Annotated in this window: 12 protein-coding genes; 6 read left to right on the top strand and 6 right to left on the bottom strand. The window is 70.1% G+C overall.

Translation table 11 applies throughout. The features are described from left to right. Window positions 1–75: 75 nt before the first annotated feature. The 3 genes from DEJ06_RS07615 to DEJ06_RS07605 all read left to right on the top strand — a co-directional run bounded on the left by DEJ06_RS07615 (window position 76) and on the right by DEJ06_RS07605 (window position 3,350). Window positions 76–1,191 (top strand): sugar ABC transporter substrate-binding protein, encoded by a 1,116-nt coding sequence (locus DEJ06_RS07615; RefSeq protein ID WP_110864793.1) that lies wholly within the window; start codon window positions 76–78, stop codon window positions 1,189–1,191. A 129-nt stretch (window positions 1,192–1,320) separates the two neighbouring features. Continuing rightward, the gene (locus DEJ06_RS07610) at window positions 1,321–2,085 is read left to right on the top strand and encodes an ATP-binding cassette domain-containing protein (RefSeq protein WP_111038920.1); all 765 of its coding nucleotides are present in this window, start codon (window positions 1,321–1,323) and stop codon (window positions 2,083–2,085) included. Then, window positions 2,082–3,350 (top strand): sugar ABC transporter permease, encoded by a 1,269-nt coding sequence (locus tag DEJ06_RS07605; RefSeq protein WP_111038919.1) that lies wholly within the window; start codon window positions 2,082–2,084, stop codon window positions 3,348–3,350. The genes DEJ06_RS07610 and DEJ06_RS07605 overlap by 4 nt, the downstream gene beginning before the upstream one ends. 182 nt (window positions 3,351–3,532) lie before the next feature. Here DEJ06_RS07605 and DEJ06_RS07600 read toward each other — a convergent pair whose 3' ends face one another. From DEJ06_RS07600 to DEJ06_RS07590, 3 genes are all read right to left on the bottom strand, one after another. After that, the gene (locus DEJ06_RS07600; protein WP_152377666.1) at window positions 3,533–4,540 is read right to left on the bottom strand and encodes an SPFH domain-containing protein; all 1,008 of its coding nucleotides are present in this window, start codon (window positions 4,538–4,540) and stop codon (window positions 3,533–3,535) included. 217 nt (window positions 4,541–4,757) lie between these two features. Next, window positions 4,758–5,357, bottom strand: a complete 600-nt coding sequence (locus tag DEJ06_RS07595) for a hypothetical protein (protein ID WP_146245813.1) — start codon at window positions 5,355–5,357, stop codon at window positions 4,758–4,760. After that, complete coding sequence (locus tag DEJ06_RS07590) at window positions 5,354–6,220, bottom strand: SMP-30/gluconolactonase/LRE family protein (RefSeq protein ID WP_181436786.1); 867 nt, start codon at window positions 6,218–6,220, stop codon at window positions 5,354–5,356. Before DEJ06_RS07590 ends, DEJ06_RS07595 begins: the two co-directional genes overlap by 4 nt. A gap of 70 nt (window positions 6,221–6,290) precedes the next feature. On the opposite strand from DEJ06_RS07590, the gene DEJ06_RS07585 reads away from it, so the two are divergent. Together DEJ06_RS07585 and DEJ06_RS07580 are read left to right on the top strand one after the other, a co-directional pair. Further along, window positions 6,291–6,683, top strand: a complete 393-nt coding sequence (locus DEJ06_RS07585) for a VOC family protein (RefSeq protein ID WP_111024478.1) — start codon at window positions 6,291–6,293, stop codon at window positions 6,681–6,683. Window positions 6,684–6,746: 63 nt separating this feature from the next. Beyond that, a complete protein-coding gene (locus tag DEJ06_RS07580; RefSeq protein ID WP_111038915.1) occupies window positions 6,747–7,778 on the top strand; it encodes an LLM class flavin-dependent oxidoreductase in 1,032 nt (343 codons plus the stop codon). Between the two features lie 100 nt (window positions 7,779–7,878). Here the strand turns inward: DEJ06_RS07580 and DEJ06_RS07575 are convergent, their stop codons facing one another. The 3 genes from DEJ06_RS07575 to DEJ06_RS07565 all read right to left on the bottom strand — a co-directional run bounded on the left by DEJ06_RS07575 (window position 7,879) and on the right by DEJ06_RS07565 (window position 10,459). After that, window positions 7,879–9,093 (bottom strand): glycosyl transferase, encoded by a 1,215-nt coding sequence (locus DEJ06_RS07575; protein WP_027464806.1) that lies wholly within the window; start codon window positions 9,091–9,093, stop codon window positions 7,879–7,881. Beyond that, window positions 9,090–9,902, bottom strand: a complete 813-nt coding sequence (locus DEJ06_RS07570; RefSeq protein WP_111038963.1) for a mannosyl-3-phosphoglycerate phosphatase — start codon at window positions 9,900–9,902, stop codon at window positions 9,090–9,092. Before DEJ06_RS07570 ends, DEJ06_RS07575 begins: the two co-directional genes overlap by 4 nt. Before the next feature lie 170 nt (window positions 9,903–10,072). Then, on the bottom strand, window positions 10,073–10,459 hold the full coding sequence (locus DEJ06_RS07565; RefSeq protein ID WP_111024475.1) for a MerR family transcriptional regulator: 387 nt from the start codon (window positions 10,457–10,459) through the stop codon (window positions 10,073–10,075). 213 nt (window positions 10,460–10,672) lie between these two features. On the opposite strand from DEJ06_RS07565, the gene DEJ06_RS07560 reads away from it, so the two are divergent. Then, window positions 10,673–12,190 (top strand): SulP family inorganic anion transporter, encoded by a 1,518-nt coding sequence (locus tag DEJ06_RS07560; protein WP_111038914.1) that lies wholly within the window; start codon window positions 10,673–10,675, stop codon window positions 12,188–12,190. Window positions 12,191–12,211: the final 21 nt, after the last annotated feature.

Here is a 12,211-nt window from a genome sequence, read left to right as displayed (position 1 = left end):
CTTGCAGCCAAGAACGCTCGCTGTCACACTCAGGGCACCGCCGATGGGGGCGGTCCACTGTTGGAGGACGTTTCAATGAAGAAATCCACCACACGAGCGATGCTGGGCGTCAGCGCCCTGCTGCTCGCGATCACCACCCTGGCGGGCTGTTCCAACGGCGCGGACGCCGGGACCGGTTCCGGCGGAGGCGGCGGCGACGCGTCGAAGGCCAAGATCGGCCTGCTCCTGCCCGACTCCGTCACCGCCCGCTACGCCAGCGCCGACCGTCCGCTCTTCACCGCCGAGGTGAAGAAGCAGTGCAGCGGCTGCTCGGTCATCTACGCGAACGCCGACGGCGACGCGTCGAAGCAGCTGCAGCAGGCCCAGTCGATGCTCACGCAGGGCGTCAAGGTCCTGGTCCTCGACCCGTTCGACGGCGAGGCCGCAGCGTCCATCGTCCAGCAGGCGAAGGCCAAGAAGGTGCCGGTGATCTCCTACGACCGGCTCATCAACAGCCCCGACCTGAGCTACTACATCTCGTTCGACAACGAGAAGGTCGGTGAGCTGCAGGGCCAGGCACTCGTCGACGCCCTCAAGGCGAAGAAGGTCCCGGAGGGCTCGGGCATCATCATGGTGAACGGCTCCCCCACCGACAACAACGCCTCGCAGTTCAAGAAGGGCGCCCACTCGGTCATCGACGACAGCGGCTACAAGGTGCTCGCCGAGTACGACACCCCCGGGTGGGACCCCGCCAAGGCGCAGGACTGGGCAGCCGGCCAGATCAGCAAGCTCGGCAAGGACAAGATCACCGGCGTCTACGCGGCGAACGACGACACCGGCGGCGGCGTCATCGCGGCCCTGAAGTCGGCCGGCGTCACCGAGCTCCCGCCCGTCACCGGGCAGGACGCCTCGCTCGCGGGCATCCAGCGGATCCTCGCCGGTGAGCAGTACATGACCGTCTACAAGGCCTTCAAGCCCGAGGCGTCGAAGGCCGCCGACCTGGCGATCCAGTTCGCGAAGGGTGAGACCCCGAAGGGCGACACCACCGTCGACACCGCCGGGGGCGCCAGCGTCCAGTCGACGCTGCTCGACCCGGTCGCCGTCACCACGGACAACGTCCAGTCGACGGTGGTCAAGGACGGCCTGTACGAGGTGTCGAAGATCTGCACCGCGCAGTACAAGTCGGCCTGCGACAGCGCCGGCATCAAGTAGGTCCGACCCCCTCTGCCCGCCCGGTCCGACTGCGGACCGGGCGGGCCTCACCGATCGAGGACGACACCCGTGAGCACGACACCCGTGAGCAACGCGTCACCAGCAGCACACCCCTCCGCCGACCCGGTGATGTCCCTGCGCGGGATCACCAAGCGGTTCGGCGCCGTCCAGGCCCTCAGCGACATCGACTTCGACGTCTACCCGGGCGAGGTGGTCGCCATCGTCGGCGACAACGGCGCCGGCAAGTCGACGTTCGTGAAGATCCTCGCCGGGGTCTACACGCCCGACGGCGGCACGATCACCTTCGGTGGCGACGAGGTCACCGTCCCGAACCCCGCGGCGGCCCAGACCCTCGGCATCGCCACGGTGTTCCAGGACCTCGCCCTCGCCGACAACCTCGACGTGGTCTCGAACCTGTTCCTCGGGCGCGAGATCGCCCACCCGTTCCTGGACGAGGAGGAGATGGAGCGCCGATCGTGGGAGCTCCTGCAGCAGCTCGCCGCCCGGATCCCCTCGGTGCGCATCCCGATCGCGTCGCTGTCCGGTGGGCAGCGGCAGACCGTGGCGATCGCCCGCTCGCTGATCGGTGACCCGCAGGTGGTCGTCCTCGACGAGCCCACCGCCGCACTCGGTGTCGCACAGACCGCCGAGGTCCTCAACCTCGTCGAACGCCTGCGCGAGCGCGGCCTCGGCGTCGTGCTCATCAGCCACAACCTCGCGGACGTGCAGGCCGTCGCCGACCGGGTCGCGGTCCTGCGTCTCGGGCGCAACAACGGCACGTTCCGCATCGACGACGTCTCCTACGAGGAGATCATCGCGGCCATCACCGGCGCCACCGACAACGCCGTCACCCGTCGCGCCGCCGCCCGCACCGAGCAGGAGACCAGCGCATGAGCAAGACCGACGAGACCCTCACCGCAGCGACCCCGACTCCTTCGGCCGCGGACCTGCAGGACGAGCGGCTCCTGCGCGACCAGGGGATCGGCGGCGCGGCGAAGGCGTTCGTCCGCCGGGTGCGCGGCGGTGACATCGGTTCGCTGCCGGTGGTCGTCGGGCTCATCGTCATCTGGGCGGTGTTCCAGGCGCTCTCCCCCGACTTCCTGTCCCCGGGCAACCTGGTCAACCTCGCCCTGCAGTGCGCCGCGGTCGGCACCATCGCGATCGGCATCGTCCTCGTGCTGCTGCTCGGTGAGATCGACCTGTCCGTCGGCAGCGTCAGCGGGCTCTCCGCCGCGATCCTCGGTCAGGGCCTCACGACGCTCGGCTGGCCGCTGTGGCTCGTGCTCACCGTCGCCCTGGCCGTCGGTGCCGCCGCCGGTCTGCTCTACGGCCTGCTGTTCACCCGCTTCGGGGTACCGAGCTTCGTCATCACGCTCGCCGGTCTGCTCGGGTTCCTCGGGCTGCAGCTGCTCATCCTCGGCCCGAACGGCTCGATCAACCTGCCGTACGACTCCCCGATCGTGCAGTTCGCCTCGGCCTCGTACCTGCCGCCGTGGCTCGCCTACCTGCTCGCCGTCCTGGCCGCCGGAGGACTCTTCTTCACCGAGGTCCGACGCGCTGCCCGTCGCCGCCGTGCCGGGCTGTCGACCGGGGCGATGTCCCTGACCGTCGTGAAGGCCGTCGCCCTGTTCCTCGGCCTCGCGCTCATGGTCTGGTACCTGTCGCGCGACTTCGGCACCGGCACCTCGTTCGTGTTCTTCATCGTTCTGGTCGTGCTGATGAACTTCGTGCTGAAACGCACCCGCTGGGGGCGCTCGGTCTTCGCGGTCGGCGGCAACGTCGAGGCTGCACGGCGCTCCGGCATCCGGGTGAACCGCATCTACATCTCGGTGTTCATGCTGACCTCGCTCTTCGCCACCGTCGGCGGCATCCTCGCCGCCGCCCGACTGAACTCGGCGAGCCTGTCGTCCGGCGCCGGCGACACGAACCTCAATGCGATCGCCGCAGCCGTCATCGGCGGGACCAGCCTGTTCGGTGGCCGTGGCAGCGCCTGGTCGGCACTGCTCGGCATCATCGTGATCCAGTCGATCTCGAACGGGCTCACCCTGCTGAGCCTCGACTCGTCGATCCGTTACATGATCACCGGCGCGGTCCTGCTGCTGGCCGTCATCATCGACTCGCTCTCGCGGCGCAGCCGCGCCAGTCACGGCGCGGCCTGAGCGGGGCGACCCCGCCAGGTCGACGGACGGGAGGCACGGTGCCAGCTGGCACCGTGCCTCCCGTCCGTCTCGGCGCGCGTCTCAGATCCGGAAGACGCCGTCGTGTTCCCCCGACGCCGCCCCGTGCGCGAGACGCCTCCGAAAACGGAGGCGTCTCGGCGACTGGGCGGCGTCTCGGCGCGCTACTTGCTCTTCGAACCCGAGGTGCCGGGCAGGCTGAGGATGTTGTCGGTGCCCTGCGGCACGACGATCAGGGAGCCGTTGTCGCCGGCGCTCTTGAGCGCCTCGATCTCGCGCTGCTTGAGCGCGGCGTCGGAGAGCGGGTGCTCGTTGAGGACCTCGTTGGCGTCGGCCTGACCCTGCGCCTCGGCGACCTGCTGCTGCGCCTGCACCTTCTTGGCGTCCAGGAGCGCGCGCTCCTTCGTGACCTGGATCTGCGCCTGCTGCGCCGTGGCGTACGCGTCGATGACCGACTTCGGCGGGGTGATCTCCTGCAGCGCGAAGTTGTCGACGTGCACGCCAGAGCCCTTCCACCGCGTCTCGAGCGCTTGGATCATCGCCTTCTCGACGGTGCCGCGCTTGGTGATGAGCTCGATGGTGGTGAAGTCGTTCGGCACCTGGCGGACGACGCTGCGCACCGAGTTGCCGATGAACTGCGTCTTGAAGTTCTCCTCGGTCTTGTACGACCGGTAGATGTCGGTGACCGACTTCGCGTCGATGCTGTACTGCAGGTTCAGGCTGACGTTCGACGAGACGCCGTCCTGGTCCTGCACCGTGACGTACGGGCCGGAGCGGACGTTGCCGTTGTTGTCCGAGTCGGAGCCGTTCACCGCGTTGATGTAGGTGACGGTCTGGTTCCGGATGTTGAACGTGTGGAGCGTGGCCCACGGTGCCTTGAAGTGGAACCCGGAGTCCGTGGTCTGTCCGACGATGTTGCCGGAGATGTCCACCTGGACCTTCGACTCGCCCGTGTCCTGCGCGTACAGGGTGCTGCCGAGCGTGAGCCCGACGAACAGGACGCCCGCGGCTGCTGCTGTCCACGTCGCGATGAGGTTCGGGCGGCGGGTCGGGACGGCGGGGCGTGCCTCGCGACCGGGTGTGGCCGGTCGTGCGGGGGTGGAGTAGGTGCGTGTTCGGAAGAAGAGCGCGACGAGCGCGATGACGAGGAAGACGATGGCGGCGACGAACATGACGATCACTCCTGGATGCTTGTCCGTTGAGTCTGCCGTACCCGGAGGGGTGCGGGTGACGCGGGTGCGCGTGGTGGCGGGCGGTGCGCGCGTGGCGTCCGTGTCGCCCCTGTCGCTTGACGCCGGTTCCGTCTGGTGCGAGGTTGCACACATGGTGCGACCCCGAAAGCCTCGCACCACGTGTGCAACCTCGCACCGAGCGGCGCCCTCCCTTCGCTCAGGAGACGGGCGCGCCTGCCCGATCGATCTCGGCCAGGACCCGGCGGCTTCGACGCACGCCGATCACCGTCGCGACCGTGACGAACACCACGACGACGGCGATGAACACCAGGAACGCCCAACCCCAACCGAACGTCGTGGCCGAGGCGCCGCCGAGTCCCAACAGGCTCAGCCCGGTGCCGATCAGGGTCGGGGCCGAGATCCGGGTGGAGCGTCGCTGCCACGCGAGCATCGCCCGCACGAGCGGCACGGCCTCGGGCTCCACCGGTGCCCGTCCGCTGACCTGTCGGGTCACGGACTTGCGGTCCGCCGGGGTGAGCGCGCCGAGCGGCTGTTCCGGCGTCTCGACGAGGTACGGCAGCAGCTTGCGGTGGCGTCGAGCACGGACCCATTCGGTCACGTTCACGACCGCTCCGGCCAGGGCGAACAGGAACCAGACCACCGACTCGGCGCGGAGCACGGAGGGAACGCTGATGAACGCCCACAGGATCGACAGGCCGGCGAACCCCGCCTGCTGCGACATGACGACCACCGTCGGCCCGCGCTGGACCAGGTACTCGGCACGACGCGTCGCCTCGGCTATGTCGCTCGGGTTCACCACCCCGGCACCTCGACCCGCACCGAACTGATCCGACCGGCGCGGGTCGTCGCCGTCACCGCCGGGTCGTAGCTGTCGGCGGTCGCCAGGTAGAGGGTGCGGCCGTCCTCGCCACCGAGCGCACAGTCGATCGCGCAGTCCCCCGGTGCGTCGATGCGGTCCGTCACCTCGCCACCCTCGACGACCCGCAGGAACTCCCCCGTGTCGACCGAGCAGACCCAGATCGCGCCGTCACGGTCGACGGTGCTGCCGTCCGGGGTCACGCCACCCGGCAGGGCTGCCCACTCGCGTCGCCCGGTCAGCGAACCGTCGTCCTCGATGTCGAACGCGGTGAGCCGGCCGCCCCACGTCTCGCTGACCACCAGCGTCCGGGTGCCGGGCAGGACGTTGGCGCTGTTCGGGAACACCAGGCCCTCGGCGGCGAGGCGGACGGAGCCGTCGGGGTCGATCACGTAGAGCGGGCCGGGGCGCAGTTCCTCGCCCGCGTACAGGTCGTACCCGAAGGCACCGATGTAGGTCCGCCCGGTCCGGGCGTCGACGACCAGGTCGTTCACGAGCGACGACTCGATCGTGGACAGGTCTGCGAACACCGAGGTGCTGCCGTCCGGGTCGACGGCGACGACCGTGCGGGACTCCATCGAGCTGACGATCAACCGCCCGTCGGCGAGCCACCCGAGCCCCGACGACTGCCCGTCGACGGTGGCCTCGAGCCGGGGGCCGTCGGTCGAGGACGGGTCGACCGAGAAGACCTGGCCCGTGTGCATGTCCGAGTACCAGAGCCGTCCGTCGTGCCAGCGGTTCCCCTCCGGGAAGCGGATGCCGGAGATGACGATGTCGGTCGCTGAGTCCAGGGTGATGTGCACGGATCCAGCCTGCCAGCGGGACCGGGAAGCTGCCCGGACCGATGCCCTCACGGCGGCCTAGGGTCGTCCCATGCCGGGTCGTCACCTCATCCACCACCTGGGCGTCTTCGCCAGCGACTTCGCCGCGAGCGACGCGTTCTACACCGCCGCCCTCGCGCCCCTCGGCATCGGAGCGGGCTACCGCACGGACGCCGTCGCCGAGTTCTGGCAGCACGGGGACGACACCCCGAGCGTCTCGCTCGAGACCGCCCGGACCCCCGAGGCGACGACGCGCGGACTCCACCTGGCGTTCGAGGCCGGGTCACGGAGCGAGGTCGACGCCTTCCACCGCGAAGCCGTCGCCGCCGGCGGGGTGTCCCGGCACGAGCCGCGCTACTGGCCGGAGTACCACGCGTACACCGCGTTCGTGTCCGACCCGGACGGGAACAACGTCGAAGCGCTGATCAAGGAGAGCGGCGACTGACCCGGCGGCTGCACGACGGTCATCGACAGCCGCAACGGACGACGCATCTGGCACGATCGACCCATGCCCCTCGACGGAACTCCCCTGCACCGGCTCGGCTTCCTGACGATCGGGTCGTTCGACCCCGCCCGACCGTCCGAGGGCCACGAGGACACCCTGCGCGTGATCGAGCGCGCCGAGGCCCTGGGCTTCGACAGCGCCTGGCTGCGCCACCGGCACCTGCAGCACGGCATCTCCTCCCCCGTCGCGGTGCTGGCCGCCGCCTCGCAGCGCACCTCGCGCATCGACCTCGGCACCGCCGTCACCCCGCTCGGCGCGGAGAACCCGTTCCGCCTGGCGGAGGACCTCAGCACGGTGGACGTCCTGCTCGGCGGCCGCCTGAACCCCGGGTTCTCCGTCGGCACGCCGATGAACTTCGACCTGTACCGCGACGCGATCTACCCCGACACCCTGGAGCACGAGGACCTCGGCAACGACCGGCTCCTGCGCTTCCGCGACCTCGTGCGCGGTGACCCGGTGACGGCGACCGAGACCGTCGAACGCCGCGGCATCGAGGAGTTCGCGAGCACCGTCCAGCCACACAGCGCCGGCCTGGCCGACCGGATCTGGTACGGCACGGGCAGCACGAAGTCGGCCGTGTGGGCGGGCGAGAACGGCTTCCACCTGCTCACCTCGAGCGTCACCCGCAGCGAGGTCGGCACCGACTTCGCCACGAACCAGCGCGCCCAGATCGACGCCTACCTCGACGTCCACCCCGACCCCGCTGCCGCCCGCGTCTCGCAGGGCCTGGTCGTCATCCCGACCGACACCGCGACCACCGAGCAAGCGGCCCGCTACCGTGCCTACGTCGACAGCCGCTCGGGTCGCGTCGGCGTGCCGCAGGGCCCCGCCGGGATGCTCTTCGCCGCCGACCTGGTGGGCACGTCCGCCGAGATCGCCGACCGGCTGCGTGCCGACGTCGGCTACCAGGCGGTCACCGAGGTCGCCTTCGCGCTCCCCTTCTCGTTCGAGCCCGACGACTACGCGCAGATCATCACGGACATCGCCGAACGGCTTGGTCCGGAACTCGGCTGGGCGCCGAAGCGCGCGGCCTGAGAACGGCGCCAGACCGACGGACGGGAGGCACGGGGCCAGCTGGCACCGTGCCTCCCGTCCGCCGTTGACTCGCGCCCAGGGCGCGCGCTCTGGGCTCGGGTCAGTCCTGCTGGTCCGCCTCCACCGCGTCACGCAGCCGGTCGAGCACGTCCGGCACCGCTGAGCGCACCCGGCTCCAGCTCGGGATGAACGGCTTGTCGTTCGGCCGCGCCGTGAAGGCGCCGCCGGCGTCGAGGATCGCCTTGGTGAAGAGCTCCACCGCGGCTTCCTCGGCGTGCTGGTCGAACGCGAGCCCGCTCATCTCGGCTTCGTGCCGGTACACCTCGACGATGTCGAGCGCGTTCCGGTAGTACGTCGCCTTGAGCACCCGGAACGAGTCGGACGTGAGCGGGACGCCCATCGTCGCGAGCTTCCGGAGCAGCGACTGCACGATGTCATTGCCCATCCGGGCGAGGCCGCCGGTGCCGTCGGCCTCGGCGAGGGGCTGGTGCTTGTGGTCGTACGCGTCGGCGATCTCCACCTGGCACACCTGCCGGGTCGCGTAGTCGCGGTAGACCTCGGAGAGCATGCCGATCTCGAGTCCCCAGTCGCCGGGGATCTTCAGGCCGTTGAGCACGTGGGCACGCATCGCGAACTCGCCGGACAGCGGGTACCGGAAGCTGCTGAGGTACTCCAGGTACTCGGACTCCCCGTAGACCTGGCGGAGCGAGCGGAGCAGGGGCCCGACGAGGAGCCGTGCGGCGCGGCCGTTGATCCGACCGTCGGCGACGCGAGCGTAGTAGCCCTTCGAGAACTCGTAGTCGAACGCGGGGTTCGCGACCGGGTAGAACAGCCGCGCGAGCATGCCCCGCTCGTAGGTGGTGATGTCGCAGTCGTGCAGGGCGATGCAGTCCGCCCGCTCCGACGCCAGGGCGTACCCGGTGCAGTACCAGACGTTCCGGCCCTTGCCGGGCTCCCCCGGCGCCAGGCCCGCGCGCTCCAGTTCGGCGTCGAGTTCGCGCAGTCGCGGCCCGTCGTTCCACAGGATCCGGTGCCGCTGCGGCAGCCGCGAGAAGAACTCGCGGGCGTGCTCGAACTGCGAGCGGTCGGCGCGGTCGAGCCCGATCACGATCTCACTGAGCCAGTCGGCCTCGGCCAGCTCGTCGACGATCCGCGACAGGGCCGGACGCTCGAGCTCGGAGTACAGCGCCGGCAGGATCAGGCTCATCGGACGCTTCTCGGCGAAGCCCCGCAGGTCCTCCTCGAGGCTCGCGGTGCTGCGGCGACCGAGGTCGTGGAACGTCGTGATGACGCCGTTCTGGTGGAAGTCGCTCATCGGTGGCTCCTGACGGACGGGGTGGTGAACCGGGTGAGGCCCTCGGTCCAGCCCTGCGGGCCGGGGGCGGTCGTGCGGTGGACGCGCTCGGGGCGGTCGTCGGCGAGTGGTCCGGGTGCCGCGGCGTGTCCGCGGACCACGACGGCGAAGTCGACCGCGTCGAGCAGCGGCGTGTCGTTCGGGCCGTCACCGAGTCCGATCGTGCGCGGGACCGAGCCCGTCCGACGCTCGTGGTCGGCGATCAGCGTCCGGACGGCCGCGCCCTTGTCGCGGCCGGCCGGCAGCACGTGCCAGAACCGGCCGCCGCGCACCAGGTCGAGGCCGACCGCGGCGAGCGCCGCGCGGAACGCGTCCGCCCGGTCGTCGTCCTCGGCGTGCCAGAGCAGGACCTCGGACGCCTCGCGCTGCTGTGCTCGTCCGGCCGCTTCGAGGTCGAGGCCGGTCCACGCGGCGACGACCGCGTCGGTCACGTCGCCGAAGGTCTCGAAGTGCAGCTGAAGTGACTGGCGGACGCGGTCGAGTTCCGCGTGCAGCCGCTCGAGGTCGCCGTCGCGCGGTCCGACCAGCACCTCGCCCGCCGGTCCGACCACGACCGCGCCGTTCTCCGCCACGAAGGCGTGCCCGTCGAGCCGGGTGCGAGTCTGCAGTGCCGTGATCTCGGCACGCGTCTTGCTGCTGCAGAACACCACGGGGACGTCGTCCGCCCGCAGCTGTTCCAGCATCGGCAGGGCCGCGTCGAACGAGTAGTCGTGGTGGTCGAGGAACGTCCCGTCGAGGTCCGTGACGATCATCAGGTCGGGTGTTGGCATCGTGCTCCGCTGGCGGCTGGCTGGGCTGCGGGCGACGATGCCCCGGACCACCCTGCCACGCGCATGCGTCGGTTGGGTGAACAAGCCGGCGTCGGTCGCGCAACGCGACCAGCGGACGGACAGGAGGCACGGCGCCAGCTGGCACCGCGCCTCCAGTCCGTCACGGCGTGTCAGTGCGCGCGCAGGATGCCGAGGAACTCGTCGGCCCACTCGAGGTTCCGGGCGAGCTTCGCCCGGCGCTCCTCGGTGTCCACGACGTACGCGTCGAGCTGCGCCTGCAGCCGGTCGCGCTCGGCGCCGTCGGCCACCTGGAGCCCGTCGAGGATGCCGAGGAGCTCGGCCATCTGCTCGAGGGAGTAGCCGAGGGGCTTCATCCGGCGGATGACGAGCAGGCGTTGCAGGTCGTCGTCGGAGTACAGCCGGAAGCCGCCCTCGGTCCGGCCGGTGGGGTGGAGCAGCCCGACGTCGTCGTAGTGCCGCACGGTCCGGATGGAGAGCCCGGTCCGGTCGGCGAGTTCACCGATCCGCATCGTCGATGCTCCTGCCGCGTCCGTCACTGCTGACCCCTTCCGCCCGGTTGCCCGGTCCCGACCGATCGTACCGATGCTTGCGCAGCAACCCTTCCGTTGCGTTAGAGTCGGACACGACCAACTCTTCCGTCGCGGAAGGTTCGGGTCCCTGGCCGCACTCGGTCAGTGCGCGCGACGAAGCGCCCCACGACATTCCCCCCGCGGACGCCGAGCGTCCGCATCCCTCAGCGAAGGAGAACCGTGACGACCGTCACGCCCGCACCGGCTCCGGTGCACGCAAGCCCCACCGTCCTGTCCGCCCTGCGGAACCCGAAGATCCTGCTCCGCGAGGTCCTCGCCGGCCTCGTCGTGGCCCTCGCACTGATCCCGGAAGCGATCTCGTTCTCGATCATCGCGGGCGTCGATCCCCGCGTCGGGCTGTTCTCGGCGTTCGTGATGGCCGTGGTCATCTCGTTCGTCGGCGGACGTGCCGCGATGATCACCGGCGCCACCGGAGCCATCGCGCTCGTCGTCGCCCCCGTGGTCAAGGAGCACGGCTTGGACTACCTGATCGCCACCGTCCTGCTCGGCGGCGTGTTCCAGCTCGTCCTCGGTGGGCTCGGCGCGGCCAAACTGATGCGCTTCGTTCCGAGGTCGGTGATGGTCGGGTTCGTCAACGCCCTCGCGATCCTGATCTTCACCGCGCAGCTGCCGAACATCATCGGCGTCGACTGGCTCGTCTGGCCCATCGGGGCCGTCGGCATCGCGATCATCGTGCTCCTGCCCCGTGTCACCAAGGCCATCCCGGCACCGCTCGTGGCGATCGTCGTCCTGACGCTCGTCACCGTGCTGGCGTCCATCGCCATCCCCACCGTCGGCGACGAGGGCAAGCTGCCGGACAGCCTGCCGACCCTGTTCATCCCGAACGTCCCGCTGACGCTCGAGACGCTGACGATCATCGCCCCCTACGCCCTCGCCATGGCCCTGGTCGGACTCCTCGAGTCGCTGATGACGGCGAAGCTCGTCGACGAGGTCACCGACACCGGTTCCCGCAAGACCCGCGAAGCCCTCGGGCAGGGGGTGGCGAACATCGCCTCCGGCCTGTTCGGCGGCATGGGTGGCTGCGCGATGATCGGCCAGACGATGATCAACGTGAAGGCGTCCGGTGCCCGCACCCGGATCTCGACGTTCCTGTCCGGGGTCTTCCTGCTGGTCCTCGTCGTCGGACTCGGCGACGTGGTCGCGATCATCCCGATGGCCGCACTCGTCGCCGTGATGGTCATGGTCTCCGTCGGCACCTTCGACTGGCACAGCATCAAGCCGTCCACACTGCGGCGTATGCCGGTCGGCGAGACCGTCGTCATGGTCCTCACCGTCGTGATCGTCGTCGCCACGGACAACCTCGCCATCGGCGTGATCATCGGGGTGATCGCCGCGATGATCGTCTTCGCCCGCCGGGTGTCGCACTTCACCACCGTGTCGCGGAGCATCGAGACGCTCAGCACCGGTGAGCAGCACGCGCTCTACACGGTCGAGGGCGAACTCTTCTTCGCGTCGAGCAACGACCTCACCACCCAGTTCGACTACGTCGACGACCCCGAACTCGTCGTCATCGACATGACCGGGTCACACATCTGGGACGCCTCCACCGTCGCCGCACTCGACGCCATCGAGACGAAGTACCACCAGCACGGCAAGCGGGTCGAGATCGCCGGACTGAACGACGCCAGCCAGGCCTTCCACAGCCGCCTCGCCGGGAACCTCGGCGCCGGCCACTGACCTCCTCACCTCCGCCCGCCA

It is taken from the genome of Curtobacterium sp. MCLR17_051, assembly GCF_003234395.1.
Lineage (GTDB): Bacteria > Actinomycetota > Actinomycetes > Actinomycetales > Microbacteriaceae > Curtobacterium > Curtobacterium flaccumfaciens.
This window is presented reverse-complemented; position numbering and strand designations above follow the sequence as displayed.

Coding starts and splice junctions, on each gene's coding strand:
- DEJ06_RS07615 (WP_110864793.1), top strand. CDS start 76: ATGAAGAAATCCACCACACGAGCGATGCTGGGCGTCAGCGCCCTGCTG.
- DEJ06_RS07610 (WP_111038920.1), top strand. CDS start 1,321: ATGTCCCTGCGCGGGATCACCAAGCGGTTCGGCGCCGTCCAGGCCCTC.
- DEJ06_RS07605 (WP_111038919.1), top strand. CDS start 2,082: ATGAGCAAGACCGACGAGACCCTCACCGCAGCGACCCCGACTCCTTCG.
- DEJ06_RS07600 (WP_152377666.1), bottom strand. CDS start 4,540: ATGTTCGTCGCCGCCATCGTCTTCCTCGTCATCGCGCTCGTCGCGCTC.
- DEJ06_RS07585 (WP_111024478.1), top strand. CDS start 6,291: ATGCCGGGTCGTCACCTCATCCACCACCTGGGCGTCTTCGCCAGCGAC.
- DEJ06_RS07580 (WP_111038915.1), top strand. CDS start 6,747: ATGCCCCTCGACGGAACTCCCCTGCACCGGCTCGGCTTCCTGACGATC.
- DEJ06_RS07575 (WP_027464806.1), bottom strand. CDS start 9,093: ATGAGCGACTTCCACCAGAACGGCGTCATCACGACGTTCCACGACCTC.
- DEJ06_RS07570 (WP_111038963.1), bottom strand. CDS start 9,902: ATGCCAACACCCGACCTGATGATCGTCACGGACCTCGACGGGACGTTC.